Below are 18,356 nucleotides of genomic sequence, written 5' to 3'. Positions count from 1 at the left end.
AAACGAAGATTTCATGTATAATCCGACCAGAAGAAACAGAAATATGGGAACCGAAAATCAGGGCTTTGGTCAAAATAACAGACTGAAAATCTCAACACCTTACGGAACGTTAAAATCTTTCTACGAAAGGATTGAAAAATATCAAAAAGAAGTAAGAATCATTAATGACCATGAGTTTTTATTTGTTATTGAAGAAACGCGTGAGAATTCCTTTCATTCCTGTTCAGTTGAGGATTTAGAAAAAATAATTGAACATATTCCAAAAGAAGATTATGGAGATTTAAAATTTATTATTCTACGTCAACCCAAAAGAAAAGAGGAGATAATCTCACCGGTTTGGGGAAGATTGATCTATAGTTTTGAAATTGAAAAAGAATATTTTCCTGCTATCATTTTAGATTCTATTGATTTAAATAAAAAATTAATTTGGTCTAAAAAACTGACTGTTGAAGATCAAAAAGAATTTATACGATTAAAAGAAGATGGTTATATTTTTGAAGAAAATACACGGAATTTTATTGCTGAATTAAAATTATATTCTTCAAGAAATACTCAACTTTATAGAACTTTACTTCATGAATTCGGACATTACGTTCATTATCTGGAAGTTGTGGAACGACCTGGAAATGAAGATGAGGATTATGAGGAAAAAGAAGCTCGTGATGATTATTATATGAGTATTCCTAAAGTTGAAAAAGAAAAATTTGCACATCAATATGCGGATCGTCTAAAAAATAAATTGATTGAAGACAAGATTATTCCTTTTGACAGAATTGAATTAAACACTAATCTCACAAATACTTTTCACAAATAGTATCAATATTATCAGTTGTTGAGAGAATCTGGACTTTAGAGAAGGTAAAATCTGCGTATTTTAGAAATCCCGATTTGAATTTAGTTGAAATATGAAATTTCTTATAAATGATAGACATAAATCATCCTGAATCTGAATTTATCTTTCAGGCAGGAACATTCACAGATAGAATTAGGAATTATTGCAGGAAATATATTTTAGAAACATTTGAAGAAAGAAAAATCACTTTTCAGGATATGAAAATTGAAGGTTTGATATTACAGGAGTTCTCAGAAATCCATTTTAAAGAAAATTTTATTAGCATTTCTCTTTTAATTAATGATTTAAATACTGAAATTGAAAAATTAGAATCTATTAATATTATTAGCGAAGATGGAAATTGTACTGTTTGCAATACAAAACTTACAACTTTCGATACTTTAATCAAAGAAAAAGATTTTAGATTTATTACTATTTGCAAAAAGTGTCCTAGTGAAATTTATAACATTTTAAATAAACTTGATTGGCTAACAGGAGCGGCATTTATTTAATTTAAAATCCAAAATTTTAAAAACTCAAACAAATATTCCCTACATTTGCCCCGAAAACAGTTCTTTAACATACTTCATCAAACGGAAAAGGTTTTACATAACGTAGATTAATAGGGAATCGTGTGAGAATCACGAGCTGTCGCGCAACTGTAAGTAACATACCAAAAGTTTTTGTCCAAGAATATCCACTGTGCAAACGGGAAGGATGACAAAGACTGTTACAAGTCAGGAGACCTGCCTGTTCCGAATTGACAATGCTTTCGCGGTTTGAAGCTTTTTGGTCATACAGATGATACTTTTTGAACGTATTTTGGTTTAAAATTTTAATCTTAATTTTTTAAACGCAAAGATTTTTTTGTTATAGCTTCTTATTTTTAGAGAGCAAAGAATTGCGACTTTGTCGCTGATGAAGCTAATGTTTCTTATACGTCCGCTTCTTAAAATCAATGAATTGATTCTTCTTTGCCTTCTTGAATATTGAAGGGTTTTTAATTAAATTTTGCGTCAAAAAAATAAAAAATTTAAGCCAATCCTTTTATTAAAGGAAAAATTACGTCCTCATTGTATCTACTCTATTCCACAAAATTTCTTTCTACAACTGCATTGCGAAGCATCTGAAGAGCTTTTAAAATCATTGTTTAATTTAAAAGTTTTAAGAAAATGCAAACGCACATTCTTGGCTATCCGCGTATTGGTAGCAACAGAGAACTCAAAAAAGCCTGCGAGCAATATTGGACGGGCAAAATCGATGTAAACGACCTTTTGGAAGTAGGAAAAACCATCACTCAAAACAACTGGAAACTGCAGCAGGAAGTAGGAATCGATCTTATCCCCTGCAACGATTTTTCGTATTATGACCAGGTTTTGGACATGACTTTGACGGTTGGAGCCATTCCGGAACGTTATCAGGAAATCGCTTTCAAAAAATCTGAGACCGATCTTTATTTTGCGATGGCAAGAGGTTTCCAGAAAGAAGGTTTGGACATCACTGCGATGGAAATGACGAAATGGTTTGATACCAATTACCATTACATCGTTCCTGAATTTCAAAAAAATCAGGAGTTTACATTATTTTCCAATAAAATTATTAAAGAATTCATCAATGCAAAACAGGCGGGAATCAATGCAAAACCTGTAATTATTGGCTTGCTGACGTATTTATTATTAGGAAAAGAAAAAGAAGAAGGTTTTGATAAACTGGATTTAGCGCAAAATTTGCTGCCGGTTTATATTCAAATCTTGAAAGAGCTTGAAAATCATGGTGCGGAATATATTCAGTTTGATGAGCCGTTTTTAGCTTTAGATTTAAATGAAAAAGCGAAAGAAACGTATCAGTTTATTTATGCTGAAATCAGAAAGCAGTTTCCGAAACTTAAATTTATTGTGACGACTTATTTTGAAGGATTAAAAGACAATCTTTCACTGGCAACTTCCCTTCCGATCGATGTTTTGCATATTGATCTGGTTCGTTGTCCTGAACAATTGGATGAAGTTTTAAAAACTATTCCTGAAACATTGAGCCTTTCTTTAGGAATCGTCGACGGAAGAAATATCTGGAAAAACGACTTTCAAAAATCATTACATTTTATTGAAAAAGCAGTTCAAAGAATTGGTTCGGAGAGAATTTTCATTGCTCCGTCCTGTTCATTGCTGCACGCTCCTTTTGACCTGGATTCTGAGAAAAATGAAGACATTTTATCTCCTGAAATCAAGCAATGGATGGCTTTTGCGAAACAGAAAGTATATGAGATTGTTGATTTAAAAAAATTAGCTTCAGAAAATCCGGATTATAACGCGTTACAGGCTTTAGCAGAAAATAAAAAAGCAATTGAAAACCGTAAAACCTCAACATTAATTCACAATCAGGACGTAAAAAACCGTGTTGATGTAACAACTGAGGAAGATGCACAAAGAAACTCTCCATTTACGATAAGAAAACAAACGCAGCAGGAAGTATTGAAGCTTCCTTTATTTCCGACGACCACGATTGGTTCGTTTCCGCAGACTAAAGAGGTGAGAAACTGGCGGGCAAAATTCAAAAAAAGAGAACTGAATGCCGAACAATACGATACTTTATTGAAACAGGAAACCGAAAGAACGATTCGCTGGCAAGAAGAAATTGGGATCGATGTCTTGGTTCACGGAGAATTTGAGCGAAACGACATGGTGGAATATTTCGGGGAACAATTGGCTGGATTTGCATTTACACAAAACGGCTGGGTTCAAAGTTACGGAAGCCGCTGCGTGAAACCTCCTGTGATTTTCGGAGATGTTCACAGACCGAATCCGATGACGGTGTATTGGTCGAAATATGCGCAATCTTTAACTCAAAAATGGGTAAAAGGAATGTTGACGGGACCTGTAACGATTCTTCAATGGTCTTTTGTGCGGGATGATCAACCTCGTTCATTGACTTGTAAACAAATTGCACTAGCGATTCGTGATGAGGTGAATGATTTGGAAAAAGTGGGAATCAGAATCATCCAGATTGATGAACCTGCGATTCGTGAAGGTCTTCCGTTGAGAAAATCTGACTGGCAGAATTATCTGAAATGGGCGGTTGAAGCCTTTAGAATTTCGGCAAGCGGTGTGGAAGATGCGACGCAGATTCATACGCACATGTGTTATTCTGAATTTAATGACATCATCCAAAACATCGCCGATATGGATGCCGACGTAATTACGATTGAATGCTCCAGAAGCCAGATGGAACTGTTGAATGCTTTTGCAGATTTCAAATATCCGAACGAGATTGGACCGGGAGTTTACGATATTCACTCGCCGAGAGTTCCGTCGAAAGAGGAAATGGTGGAATTGCTGAAAAAAGCGCAAGCCGTAATTCCTGCACAGCAACTTTGGGTAAACCCTGACTGTGGCTTGAAAACTCGTCATTGGGATGAAACGGAAAAGGCACTGATTGCGATGGTGGAGGCTTCGAGGGAAGCGAGTGAGGAGTTTTTGAAGAAAGAAAAATTGAAATATTAGATGATGGGAGCCGAGAGGCTCCTGTTTTGTTTATAAAAATTTATCTCCTTCCATTTGACAAAAAATTTAGTAACTTTATTACAATTAATAAAATCACGAATAATCTAATTCTATAATTTGAAACCTTTAAGACATAATAACCATATTCTCGAAAATTTATCTAACAAATTTTTCAACAACTCTCTTCCTGAAGACTGGTTTATTGATAAGCCAGAAAATGACTATGGAATTGACTATATTACTAATATAGTAGTCAATAATGAAGTTACAGGATTAAATTTTTCAGTACAACTAAAATCAAAAGAAATTGACACTAATAAAAATACTGTTAATATTCAATTTAAAACATCTACATTAAATTTTTTTAGAGCAAGGCTTGAGCCCGTAATGATAATAGTCTACGTAAAACAAGACATTGAAGCATATTGGCAATGGTTTGAAGATATTGAATTTAATCATGAGGATTTAGAAAATAAGGAAAATATTTACTTAAAAGTTTCAAAAGAAAATAAACTGACAGAAATCAATTGGAATGATATAATATCTAAAGTTCAAAAACATTTTGGTATAAAAAGTTTATTTGAATCATTCACTAAACTTGAATATGAATCATTAGATAAAATTGAGATTATTGCTTGGAAAAATTATCTTACGCAAAATTTCTCTGATGCAATATTTTATTTCAAAAAAGCATTAAAGATAGAAAATTTACAAGATAAGGCTTCTATTTTACACGCATTATCACAAAGCCTTTATAGTATGTATAATTATGAAGAAGCACTTCTGTATATTAATCAATGTTTAGAAATTGAGGAATCTGAAAACTTATTTTTAACAAAAGCCTGCATACTTGCGGAACAAGGTATTTCAACTTCAAATCAACATAAATTACTTGATGCTAAAGAAATTTTCAGAAATATTTTAAATACTAATAATAAATTTACTTATCACTATAATTATGCTAACACTCTTTCAAACTTACAAGAATTTGAAGAAGCTATCAAGCATTATAAATTATCTTTAAAATTAAATCCTAATTATGCTGAAGCTTGGAAAAATCTTGGTACAGCATATTATTATTTAGGAAATCATGAAGAAGAACTTGTTTGCTACGACAAAGCTCTGGAAATAAACCCAAATTTAGTCGAAGCTTTGTTTAGTAAAGGTGTAACATTATTAAATATTTTTAAAGATTACACCTCAGCAAAGGAGTTAATGTATAAATCAATAGAGTCAGGAGAAGAATCATTAATAAAAAACTTCCCTAGAGGGTATTATGCTTTAAGTTTAGTTAATTACAGGCTTAATAATATTTCCGAAGCTTTAAAATTTATTGATAAAGGACTTGATGCAATACCGAACGATGGATATTTAATCAATTTAAAACTTGACATAATTGATTCTAAAATAAATGAAAAAATAATTGAAGAGTCATATTTAAACAAATTTTTCGAATTACTACTAAGATTTGAGGATATAAGGGCAATATACTATATTACTCTTATTAATAATTATTCTGACAACCAAATCTTACAATTGCTTCAAAAATATATTTACATCTTTAGGTTTATTACCCTTGATAATCTTGAAGACAGTAAAATATCTTTAAAAGAAAATTTATCTTTTTTAAAATATTATTCCTACTATCAAGAATATAGAAGTAAATGTTCTATTTTTAGTTATTATGAACATTTAGATTATGATCAATTTAAAATTAATGAATCTTTTTTACCTTTATTGGAATTAACATTTGCTTTTTCATATTGTGAAGCATTAGATTATATTTTAAATAACGAGAATTCTGAAAATAAAAATGTTATCAAAATTCTTCATAAAGAACTACTAAAAAGTATTAATCTTATTAATATTTTAATTCCTTTATCTCACCCTACTTTTAGTAAAGAAGAAAAGATTAATATATTATCTCAAACAATTATCGAATATAAAATGATTTTATTCAGAGAAATTTCAAGACAACATGGATTTTTATGTGGATCTTTCGGTTTAACAAAAATTGGGGTTGAAGATTTAATGCCAGAAAAGTTTAGTGATGAAATTATTGAAAGTATTATAAAAGTAGCGAATAGTAAATTACATTTATTATCAGAAAAATAATTTTTAGACAGTAATATTTCATACTATTGACTATCAAAATAAATTAACAATCAAAAACTTACACATTCTCAATTAAAAACCTTAATTTTGCACCCCGAAATAAGGATTATCCATTATGAAAAAATTAGGCGAATACAGAAAGCTTCTTGAAGTTGATAAAACCGTGACTCTAAAGGAGCTGAAAACCATTTACAGGAATACGATGAAAGATACGCATCCTGATAAATTTATCAATGATGAAGCCGGAAAACTGGAAGCGGAAGAAAAGAGCAAATCTGTCATTGAAGCCTATCATTTTTTGGTAAGCATTAATCCTGAAACGCAGGAAAAATATAAGGAAGAATATACCGAAACCGTTACAAAATCTAATATTCAGGATTTTTATCTGGAGAAATCGGTTCTTACGGTTCAGCATTTGAACGGAAATATATACGAATACATCGGAGTTCCAAGAAACACCTATATCAAAATGGTGAATGCAGATTCTCCGAGCCGTTTTGCAAGAAGACATATCTATGGAAGTTTTGTCTACAGAAAAGCCGGGGAGGTGATGGCGGAATAAAATTTTCCCTATTAAAATAAATGAAGGCTTTCAGGTAATTCTGGAAGTCTTTTTTTGTTTTTTGTTGATTTTGTTGGTGAAATGCAAAGGCGCAAAATTTAAAATTAAAGTATTGTATTAAGGCGCAAAGATTTTATCTGTGATAAAATTTAAGACCGCACAACTTGCTGAAAAATTAGTTTTCTTGCGCCTTAGAAATGGTTAGAGTAAAAACTTTACGTCTTTGTGATTAATAAAAAAAGCGCATCATTTCTGACACGCTTTTCGGTTAATTAAAGGTTGTTATATTTATGATTCTAAACCTAGATCATCTTCTTTTTTCTTGTGGTATTCTTCAAATTCCTGAGGATACAGCTTTTTCAGTCTTTCCTGTTCTTCTGCTTCTCTTTCTGCATCGTGAGCATGTTTTGCAACATACTTTCTTCTGCTGTTGATCTTACGTTTAGAGATAATGTAGAACATTACCGGAACGATGATCAATGTAAGGAAGGTAGCAAATGATAGTCCGAAAATGATCGTCCATGCCAATGGTCCCCAGAACATTACGTTGTCCCCTCCTACCGAGAAGTGCGGATTCAATGTTGTAAGGAAAGAAAATACGTCAAAGTTTAGACCTACAGCCAACGGAATCAAACCTAAGATAGCCGTTGTAGCCGTCAATAATACCGGTCTTAAACGCTCTTTTCCTGATTCGATGATGATTTCCTTCACTTCTTCCAATTCAAGGTCGTCGTGGGTTTCCACCCCTTTTTTATGAACCATCTCGTCGAGCTTAAGAACGAAGAAGTCCATCAATACGATACCGTTCTTCACTACAACCCCTGCCAATGAGATGATCCCCATCATGGTCATCAGAATTACGAAATCCATTCCGAAAATCGCCAATCCTAAGAATACTCCGGCAAAACTTAAGAAAATCGTAGTCATGATAATCAAAGTTTTTGAAAGCGAGTTGAACTGGAATACAATAATCGATGTTACCAACGCCATTGCCAGGAACAATGCAAACAATAGGAAATTCATGTTTTTGCCCTGCTCTTCCTGCTCACCGCCGAAACTATAGGTAATTCCTTCCGGAGTTTTATAGTTTTTCAATGATGCCTGAATTTTCTGAACGATTTCATTCGCATTATATCCTTTCAATACGTTTGAATAAACCATGATCGTTCTGGTATTATCCTTTCTCTTGATTTTGTTGAAAGTATTTTCTTCTTTCATAGTCGAGAAAGTGGACATCGGAACCAGAATCGGACCAGTCTGCCCCTGAAGCGTAATCGGCTGGTTAAACAGCAAACTCGTATTTCTTCTCTGATCCTGCTGCAATCTTACCGAAATATCATAATCATCTTTAACATCTTTAAAGGTAGAAATATCCTGCCCGAACAAAGCTCTACGAAGCGTAATTCCTGTATAAGCCGTCGTTACACCCATATTTCCTGCCGCTTCTCTGTCGATATCGATGATAAGCTCCGGACTTTCTTTATTAATATCAGACTGAAGTTTTTCGATTCCCGAAATTCCCTGTTTATTAACATAAGTGATCATATTCTTGGCTTCCGTCAGCAACTGATCGTAGTCGTCTCCTTTAAGCTCGATAGAAACCGGATAACCAACCGGCGGGCCGTTTGCATCTTTTTCTACCGTAAAGGTGAATCCCGGAATATTAGGAATCGCTTTTCTGATCTGTTCCATCACCTCACCGGTATCTACACCGTGACGTTTCGCAAATTCTACGAAAGTGATCGTCGTTTTTGATTTAAATGGCGTATCCGCTTCAGAACCGGCATCAACCTGTGGATTGATAGCTCCTTTTCCGACTTGGGTCACCATAGATTCTACCAGGAAGTTCTCTCCGGTTTTCTTATCTTTATATTGTTTTAAAACATTTAAAATTCTCGCTTCTACCTGTTTTGTAGCCGTATTTGTCTTGGCAATATCTGTTCCCTGAGGATATTCCATATAAACAATTACCTGCTTAGGAATATTTTCCGGGAAGAAAAGAACTTTGGAACGTCCGATTCCCATCATCACTCCATAAAGGAAGAATGAGAAAATAAGAACCCCGATCACTCCCAGGAACCAATATCTAGGTTTTTTACCCTGTAATAAATTTCTTAAGAATTTCTGATACTTTTTAGCCAGATTCGGGAAGAAAGTATACTGGAAATGCTCAATTCTATCATGGAAAAATCCTTTATACAGCCATATCGCAGCAATTGCCAATACAGACAGTGTTACGATTGCCAGGAAGAACTCAATACCCGTTACCAATCTTAAAACTCCAAAAACTACCGCCAAAATGGCAAAAATAATGGTGTATTTCTTAGCTTGTGAAGGCGTAATGTTTTTATTGTCTAATGTCATTCCCCCACCTGTCATGGAAGCATTAATAACCAATGCTACAAAAAGTGATGCTAAAAGGGTAACACTAATTGTGATTGGGAAATATTTCATAAACTCTCCCATAATTCCCGGCCACATCAACATTGGTAAAAAGGCACAAACGGTCGTCAATGTAGAAGTAATTACCGGGAAAGCGATCTCACCGATACCGTATTTTGATGCTTCTCTCCTTTTGTACCCTTTCTCCATATTGGCGTACACGTTGTCTACCACCACAATCCCGTCATCTACCAGCATCCCGAGTCCCATTACCATCGCGAAAAGTACCATGGTGTTTAAGGTAACTCCAAAAGCGCTCAATACCGCAAAGGCAATCAACATCGAAAGCGGAATCGCGGTTCCAACGAATAATGCATTTTTAAGTCCCATTGAAAAACTCAACACACACATTACCAAAAGGATACCAATAAGAATATGGTTTGCCAATTCGTTTACCTGATGCTCAACGTCTGTAGACTGGTCGGATGTCAAAGAAATATCAAGATCTTTCGGAAGGTATGTTTCCTGAGCTTTTTTGATTTTTTCTTTTGCCTGCTCGATCGCCGCAATCATGTTGGTTCCTGATCTTTTCTTAAGGTTGATCATCACCACATCTTTTCCGGATTCTCTTGCGTAGGTAGTTTTTTCTTTTTCTTTAAACTCTACTTTCGCAATATCCATGATCTTTACACCTGGTTTTACTACGAAGTTATTAACGTCGCTAGGATTGGAAATCTGTCCTTTGATTCTGACGTTTTCACGGTTTCCTTCGGTGATCAGATTACCCCCGGAAATGGTAATATTTTCGTTTCTGATGGCATTAATCACCTGATCAAAACTTACTCCCGCTGCATTCATCTTGAAGATATCCAGCGCAACTTCCACTTCATTATCATCAACCCCTAAAACGGTAGCTTCCTTTACTTCAGGAATGTCTTCAAGGTCATCTTTGATATCATCCGCAAATTGTCTTAGCGTAAATTTTGGATAATTTCCTTTTAAATTAATATTCAGAATTGGAATTTCCTCAGAAATATTAAGATCAAAAACGCTTGGCTCCACTTTCGAACCGGAGTCCACCGTAGGCCAATCCTGATCTCCTTTTGCTTCGTCTACTTTATCTTTAATTCTTTGCTTTGCTTCCGGTAAAGGTACTTTTTCGTCAAATTCTACGGTAATCAGACAGTAATCCTGAAATGAATTTGAGGTTACCTTATCTACTCCCGAAACGTTCTTAAATTTATCTTCAAGCTCCTTGGTGATAAGCTTTTCAACATCTTCCGCCGAGTTTCCCGGATATATAGAAGAAATATATATCTTATTTTCTACCACTTCCGGAAAGCTTTCTCTTGGCATAGACGTGTAAGCAAAGATCCCCAGAATTACAATGATAAATGTAAGTACATATACTGTGGTTCTATTGTCTACCGCCCAACTTGAAAAGAAAGATTCTTTTTCGTGGTGTTTATTTTCGCCCATAATTATTTATTTATTTCAATGAGTTTATTTTTAAGAAATTTTAATTTTCTGTCCTTCTGTAAGATTTTTAGAACCATCGGTAATCACGGTATCTCCAGCTTTCAGACCTTTTGTAATTTCTACACTGTTTTCAGACTTCTGCCCTGTTTCTATGTATACTTTTCTGGCAATTGCATTTTCACCATTCACGTTGGTAGCAATGAAAACATAGCTTTTATGCGCTGCATCTTCATAAATATACTGAGCCGGAATCTGTAATGCAGAAGGGTTTACATAATCCTGAATCTTTATCTGAGCCAATAAATTTGGTTTGATATAACCTCCGTCGTTTGAAACTGGAATCTGGATAAGGAAAGTTCTTGTTGCCGGATCAATATAGTTTCCAACCAATCTTACACTAGATTTAACAGATTTGTTAAGTGCAGGGAAATTGATATCTACGCTCGTACCCGGTTTTACGTTTGCCAGATAAGTTTCAGGAACTTTGGCTTCTACACGCATGATTCCAAGGCTGATCAATTTTACGATATCTGTAGCCGGAGCAGCAGATACAGCCTGTCCGTTCTGAGTAATTACTTTATCAATCACCCCACTAAACGGAGCAACGATCGTAGTTTTCACCAAGTTTGCTCTTATCGCATCAGCAGCTTTTTGTGTAGCAGCAACCTGACTTTGAGCAGCGGCAATCTGTTTCTGAGCAGATTCGTAATTGGTTTTTGCCTGAAGATATTGGTATTCTGAACCGATTTTTTGTTTCCAAAGGGCACTTTGCTTTTCATAAGTAATTCTCGACAAATTAGCCTGAGATTTTACCTGCTGAAGCTGTGAGTTGGCTGCAGAAACCTGGATTAAAGCCTGCTTATGCTGATCGTTAAGACCTCCATCTGCAATTCTACCTATCACCTGTCCTTTGTTTACTCTTTGTCCTTCTTTTACATAAAGCGTTAATGTCCCGTTGAACTGAGACTGTACATTTACATCCTGATCTGTAGTCACATTTCCTTGTATCTCAACATTGTGCGAAAATGAGGTAAGCTCCAGTTTCTGTACGGAAACATATCCTAAAGTCTGGCTTACTCCTAATGCCGTAAGGTTTTTATCAACCTCGGACATGATATTGTTCAGACTGTCCATTTTTGCTTTCTGACGGTCTTTATATGCTTGCAGCCCTTTTACATCTTTGGTTTTGATAAGAGCTTCTAAAGTTTTATCTTGTGTAGCACCTTCCTTCTTGCAGGCAGCAAGGGTAAGTAATAATGCTAGTGGAAGAAATATTTTTTTCATGTGGAATATTATTTTTTATTTGAATGATTAAAAGATTGGGAAATTATAATTCTCCTTTGGCTTTATCCAAAGCTACTTTAGCCTGAATCAAATTAATGGCAGATTCATAAAGCTGTGATTGAGAATTATAAAGTTGTGTTTCACTATTTTGAAGATCAAAACTGCTTCCCAGACCTTCTTTGAATTTTATCTGTTCTTTACGATAGATGCTTGAAGACAATTTTATCTGATCCTGCGCGGTTTTGTAGCTTTCAAAGGCGTTGTTGTAGTCTACGGATTTTCCATAATACTCATTTTTCAGGCTTCTTTCTGTATTTTCTTTATCCAATTGTGCTTTCGTTACATCAAGTTTGGCCTGCTGTGTCTGCCAATGTCTCTGCAACCCACTGAAAATAGGAATATCCAACTGCAGACCTACGATAGAAGTATTAAACCATTGCTGATCTTTATCAAAAAAAGTAAAGCTATTGCTGTTTCCGTTGTAATTTGTACTTGCAAAACCTGATAATGACGGTAAAGACAACGATTTCTGATATTTCAATTGTAATTCAGAAACTTTTAATGCGTTATTTTTCAACCTCAAATCGATATGGTTGCTGATGTCAATATCTTTATTCTGATCAACCAAAACCTGATTTTTCTGAACCATTTCATCAAGTGTTGTAGAAAGCTCCATTTCCTGATCTAAAGGGTAACCCATTAAATATTTAAGAGCCATCAGAAGCTTTGTTCTTGTCCTCTTAAGGTTTTCTTTATTGGTTTGCAGGTTTTTGTAGCTGTATTCCAATTGTTCTACATTCTGCTCTTCCGTTAAACCAACTTTATACGTTTCTTTTGTATCATTCAGGGTTTTTTCGGCAATTCGCATATTATCTTCCAGTGTTTTGATGTTCTCATCTGTGGAGATTATCGCTGCATAGGACACCATAATGCCTTCTTTTATGCTTATTTCCGTTTTTTCTTCCGCTAATGCTGAAGTTTCTTTATAAGCTTTTGCAGATTGCAATCCAACTAAATAGGAGCCATTAAAAAGCAATTGTTTTAAGGTAATTCCTGCTCCTACCGTTTGCTTTAATCCAAATTGTACAGGAATGTAAGTTCCGGGAGTTCCTCCTGCAATTTCTGCTGGCAAAAGTTGTACAGGAATTTTCAAATAATAGTTGTAAGTACCTTGTGCACTGATCTGAGGAAGCCCGATCCCGGTAGTCTCCTTCACTTTTTGGGATGCTTTTATCTGATCTATTCTGGCCTTTTTTACATCGACATTGTTATTAATAGCATAGTCTAAACTCTGCTCCACTGTAAAGCTTTGCTGAGCCTGTAAAAAGCCGGAAATCATAAATGCGGCAGCTATCCCAATTTTCAGCTTTGCAGTTATACGTTGTCTTTCCATAATTTATACTTCGTTTATTTTTTTAATTTAATCTCTGTCTTGAATGTTTTTATTTCTAAAGGACGAATCATTTCTTAAAATACTTTAACATTTTATTTAATTTTTAAACAACATGTTCAGAATGATGTCTTTCCTCTCGGAAATAATCTTATCAAATTCCTCTTCATTGATCATAAGATTCTCCATCAATAAAGGCCTTACCGCACTTGGGAAAACCAAAAGAGAAACCATATTCAGAACAAACTGGATGGGTTTCATTTTTTCAATTTTTCCCAATTCCATTTCTGCTTCTATATCGGTGTAAAGTTTTTTTAATTCACCTTCTTCAATATCTTTTTTGTGGCAGTTTCCTTTGTTGATCTGCGAAACGATGTAGGTTTCCAGATACGGATACTGCAGACTTGTAGACAAACTTCCTTCTATGAACTGTCCTATTTTTTCCTTAAAAGGCAGATCCGAATTCATAATGATTTCAGATTTTTCGTGTTCTACTTTCTGGGCTTCGTCAAAAATAATCTGGATGAGATTATCTCTCGAGCGGAAGTAGTAGTTTATAAGTGTTCTGTTGACTCCTGCTGCATCTGCAATCTCTTGGGTAGTAGCGTCAAACTTACCTTTCACAAAGAACAAATTCTTTGCTGTCTCCTTGATCAATTCTTGTGTTTGGTCTTTTTTTGCTTGATTTGACATTTTTGTTAAACAAATTTGTGCAAATATAAATCAATCATCTGTTTTGACAAAATTGTTAAACAAAATAATTAATAGAATTATTATGATTTGCATCAGTTTTTTGAATTTAACCAGGACATTAATATTTCTTAATCTCAATAGAATAAGGTGTTTTTATATCTTTGCCGGAAAATTGGTAACCAATGCGAAAAATATTCTTCCTTTTCACAGTATTGTGCTGTGGATTTTTCTTTTCTCAGAAAAAGCTTTCTCAAAACAATGAGTATTTTTTCTACGAAAACAAAGGACAGATCATAGATCAGGACGGAAAGGAAAACCTTGATGTAAAGTATCTTTTTCACTCTGCAGGATTGAATGTCCAGCTGAAGAAAAATGGATTTTCATATGATGTTTATGAAATAAAAAAAACTGTAAATCCGAATTCTTCAAAATTTAAAAAAGATCAATCTCTTAATGCAAAAACATACTTTAAAGATGAATTTTTATATGAAAATCAGTTTCATCGAATTGATATTGAATTATTAAATTCAAATAAAAATGTGTCAATTATTGCAGAGGGAAAATCCTCAGATTACGATAACTATTATAATATTCCGAACAAATCAAAAGGGATTACCAATGTTCATCGCTTTCAAAAAGTTTTATATAAAAATATTTATCCGAATATTGATTTAGTTTTTTTTAAACCAAAAGATACTTTAAAACCCATTGAATATAACTTCATCATCAATCCCGGCGGAAGAATTTCTGATATTAAAATGAAATTTAACGGAGCTGCAACTTCTATAAAAGATAACAAACTTTTAATGAAAGTCCGTTTTGGGGAAATGTATGAAAACATCCCAAACAGCTGGATTTTGGGAAGTAAAAAGGAAAATATTGATGTTTCTTTTAGAGATTTAGGTGATCAGACTTTTGGTTTTAATGCTCCTATCAATTCTTCTAATAAAACTATTGTAATCGATCCCGTTCCCACGAGAGTTTGGGGAAGTTATGCAGGAGGTTTTGGAGAAGATTATGGAAAAATAAAAACGGATTCTCAAAGTACAGGATATATTTTTGGTGCTACAGCAAGTCCAACAAATATTTCTACTTCCGGAGCTTATCAGCAAAATCTTACTGGCGGTTTTGATGCTTTTTTAATGAAAATTACAAAAAATGGACAAAAGCTATGGAGTACTTATTTTGGAACAATAAAAGATGATTCATTTAATGATGTTGCATTTGACGAAAATTTTAATATTTATGCAGGAGGTGAGATTTTAAGACAAGCAAGCAACCAAGATGTTGTACTGGTAAAATTTGATACCAACGGCGTACTTCTTTATCAAAAAGATTTTATAGGAAACTCTCCGGAAGATTTCTATACAATTTCATATAACAACAATCAGGTTTTTCTTGGTGGACAAACAATGAGTGCGGATTTTCCAAGTTTGAATGCTCCACAACCTGCGAAACTTAGTCCGAATGGGTATACAGATGGATTTATTACGACAGTAGACGCTTTAACTGGCAATACATTGCGATCCACATTTTTTGGAGTAGCAGATCATTCAACTTCAATTTTTAATATTTTCTCTTCAACAGGTGATCTGGAAGTTATTGGTGCAACACGATCTCCCAATATTCCGATGGTAAATCCTTTTCAGTCTACTTTTGCTGGAGTAACCGATGGATTGTATTTAAAATTTTCAAAAACTACTGGTACTTTGCTCAGATCAAGTTATTTTGGAAATTCTATTCAGGATTATGTGTGGGAAGCAAGGATCATAAACAACACCTTAATACTTGCAGGGGAATTCCCTGATCTCACGGGACCTGTCTATGGACCTGCCGGAATATGGAAAATAGATTTAAATACCAATGCTGTGACTAAAACTAATTTGCCTTTTCAATATCAGGTTCAATTAACGGCGCATATTGACAGCACAGGTAATGTATTTTTTGCCGGATTATGTCATCATCTTCATCAGACAGATATTGCAACACCTAATGCTTACATGGAAGATACGGGACCGTATCTAAAGACCTTCATGATAAAGTATGATTCTAATATTGTAAAACAGTGGGGAACTTTTTATGGAGGAAACGGAGGTACACAGCTAGGATATGTGACAAAAGACAACGAAGGTTATATATATTTTACAGGTATGTCCAGTAACAATACTACAGGAATTGCTACTCCCGGAACCTTTCAGCAACAAGGAGGTCATCCATCAAATGATATATTTATTGCAAAATTTCAAGATTGTACTTCTTCTGCTGTAGTTTCATCAAATTCTCCGGTTTGTATTAATTCAACGATTCAACTTAATGCTACAGGAGGGGCAACTTATAATTGGACAGGACCAAACGGATTTACCTCAACACAGCAAAATCCAACAATCCCGAATGCAACAGCTGCCAATGCCGGAACATATGCTTGCCAGGTTGCTGGTTCTGGTGCTTGTGATGGTACTTTCACTGTAAACGTAGTCGTAGGTGACAATGTTGCACCAGTCCCTAATATAGCCACACTTGCTGACATTACTGGAGATTGTCACACGGTTGTTTCAACGATTCCTACAGCTACAGACAATTGCGCAGGAACGATTACAGCGACAACCACCGATCCTCTTTCCTACTCTCTTCCGGGAACTTATGTCATTCACTGGACATACAATGATGGAAACGGAAATGTTTCGACACAAAACCAAAATGTAATTGTAACAGCTCCAGCTTTGCCAACTACAGCAAACCCGCAGCAAATCTTCTGCGCAAGCAATCACCCAACCGTTTCAAATATCCAAATCACAGGGCAAAATATAAAATGGTACGACGCAGCGGGAAATATCCTGGCGCCGACAACAGCGCTTGTAAACGGACAGACTTACTATGCTTCACAAACAATTAATGGTTGTGAAAGTAATAAAACAGCCATTCAGGTAACCATTAACGAAACACCTAAACCAACAGGAAATTCGGCTCAGGATTTTTGTGCATCTTCAAGCCCGACTTTAGCTAACCTGGTTGTTACGGGAACATCATTAATATTTTATGATGCTGCAGGTAATGTTCTGCCATTAACAACTCCTCTGGTTCATGGAGTGACATATTTTGTTACTCAGACTTTAAATAATTGTGAGTCAGAAAAACTGGCTATTGCTGTCACACTTTCTACAAATAATGTTCCTGCCAATGATTATTCTACAACATTATGTAATGCCACAACAGGAGGTTCAATGATCGTAAATTTAACATCCTATCAAAGTAATATCATTGCCAATCCCGGAAGTTATACATTCGTTTACACAGACGATCTTGGAAACCCGATTCCCAATCCTTCGAACTATACTTTGAATGTGGGATCAACGGTGATTCATGTAAAAGTTTTAACGCCGGACGGATGTTTTAAAATAATAAGATTAAGTTTAACATTAAATCCGAAACCGGAATTCAGCCTTCCTGAAAAAATTGATTTCTGTAAAGGTAAAACAGTAACTTTGGATGCTGGAAGTGGTTATTCATCATATGTATGGAGTACAGGGGAGACAACGCAGTCGATCACAATTTCAACACCGGGGAATTATTCTGTGACCGTCACGAATAGTTTTGGATGTCAAAATACAGATAATACAGAGGTAAGCTATACTGTTTTGCCCGAGATTGTTGCTGTACATATTAATAATAATTCTGCTACGGTTATTCTTTCGGGAACAGGAAATTTCGAATATTCACTGGATAATTTTACGTGGCAGGATTCTAATATTTTCACTAATTTAAATATCGGAGAATACATCGTTTATGTAAGAACAAAAGGAGGCTGCATCATCGGTCAGAAGCCGTTTTCCATCTTTAATATTCCGAATGCCATTACGCCAAACGGAGACGGATTTAATGATAAATGGAAGATTGCAGGTCTTGAAAATTATCCCGGAACTGAAGTGAATGTGTACGACAGAAGAGGTCTTCCGGTTTTCAAACAAATCATATCTAAAAAACCAATGGAATGGGATGGAAAATTAAATGGAACTCCAATTCCTACCGGTAATTATTGGTACACGATAAAAGTTTCCGACGGCAGGGTTTATACCGGTTGGTTACTGATAAAAAATAGAGAGTAACAAAAAAGGAGCAGAAAAT

The 18,356-nt window shown here is 34.8% G+C and carries 10 protein-coding genes and 1 riboswitch; of the genes, 6 read left to right on the top strand and 4 right to left on the bottom strand.

The features are described 5' to 3' along the window. The first annotated feature begins 13 nt into the window (after positions 1-13). The 5 genes from BMX24_RS05320 (at position 14) to BMX24_RS05300 (ending at position 7,006) form a co-directional block, all read left to right on the top strand. Entirely contained in the window at positions 14-814 is an 801-nt protein-coding gene (locus BMX24_RS05320; protein WP_089791014.1) for a hypothetical protein, read from the top strand. Positions 815-921: 107 nt separating this feature from the next. Further along, the gene (locus tag BMX24_RS05315; RefSeq protein ID WP_089791013.1) at positions 922-1,344 is read left to right on the top strand and encodes a hypothetical protein; all 423 of its coding nucleotides are present in this window, start codon (positions 922-924) and stop codon (positions 1,342-1,344) included. Between the two features lie 71 nt (positions 1,345-1,415). Then, positions 1,416-1,600, top strand: a riboswitch (cobalamin riboswitch). 404 nt (positions 1,601-2,004) lie between these two features. Next, the gene (metE, locus tag BMX24_RS05310; protein ID WP_089791012.1) at positions 2,005-4,329 is read left to right on the top strand and encodes a 5-methyltetrahydropteroyltriglutamate--homocysteine S-methyltransferase; all 2,325 of its coding nucleotides are present in this window, start codon (positions 2,005-2,007) and stop codon (positions 4,327-4,329) included. Positions 4,330-4,446: 117 nt separating this feature from the next. Beyond that, a complete protein-coding gene (locus BMX24_RS05305) occupies positions 4,447-6,444 on the top strand; it encodes a tetratricopeptide repeat protein (protein ID WP_089791011.1) in 1,998 nt (665 codons plus the stop codon). Between the two features lie 115 nt (positions 6,445-6,559). Next, positions 6,560-7,006 carry a KTSC domain-containing protein gene (locus BMX24_RS05300; protein ID WP_089791010.1) on the top strand — a complete coding sequence of 149 codons (447 nt, stop codon included), beginning with the start codon at positions 6,560-6,562 and terminating at the stop codon, positions 7,004-7,006. Between the two features lie 288 nt (positions 7,007-7,294). Here the strand turns inward: BMX24_RS05300 and BMX24_RS05295 are convergent, their stop codons facing one another. The 4 genes from BMX24_RS05295 to BMX24_RS05280 all read right to left on the bottom strand — a co-directional run bounded on the left by BMX24_RS05295 (position 7,295) and on the right by BMX24_RS05280 (position 14,234). Further along, positions 7,295-10,867, bottom strand: coding sequence for an efflux RND transporter permease subunit (locus tag BMX24_RS05295; protein WP_089791009.1), 3,573 nt, complete (start codon positions 10,865-10,867; stop codon positions 7,295-7,297). Positions 10,868-10,897: 30 nt separating this feature from the next. Next, on the bottom strand, positions 10,898-12,151 hold the full coding sequence (locus BMX24_RS05290; protein WP_089791008.1) for an efflux RND transporter periplasmic adaptor subunit: 1,254 nt from the start codon (positions 12,149-12,151) through the stop codon (positions 10,898-10,900). A 43-nt stretch (positions 12,152-12,194) separates the two neighbouring features. After that, positions 12,195-13,544 (bottom strand): TolC family protein, encoded by a 1,350-nt coding sequence (locus tag BMX24_RS05285; RefSeq protein ID WP_089791007.1) that lies wholly within the window; start codon positions 13,542-13,544, stop codon positions 12,195-12,197. A gap of 96 nt (positions 13,545-13,640) precedes the next feature. After that, entirely contained in the window at positions 13,641-14,234 is a 594-nt protein-coding gene (locus BMX24_RS05280; RefSeq protein WP_089791006.1) for a TetR/AcrR family transcriptional regulator, read from the bottom strand. Between the two features lie 182 nt (positions 14,235-14,416). Between BMX24_RS05280 and BMX24_RS05275 the strand changes: the two genes are divergently transcribed. Continuing rightward, positions 14,417-18,337 (top strand): DUF7948 domain-containing protein, encoded by a 3,921-nt coding sequence (locus BMX24_RS05275; RefSeq protein ID WP_089791005.1) that lies wholly within the window; start codon positions 14,417-14,419, stop codon positions 18,335-18,337. Positions 18,338-18,356 lie beyond the last annotated feature (19 nt).

The organism is Chryseobacterium wanjuense, assembly GCF_900111495.1.
Lineage (GTDB): Bacteria > Bacteroidota > Bacteroidia > Flavobacteriales > Weeksellaceae > Chryseobacterium > Chryseobacterium wanjuense.
The sequence above is the reverse complement of the archived record's forward strand: the minus strand, read 5'-3'. Positions and strand labels throughout refer to the sequence as shown.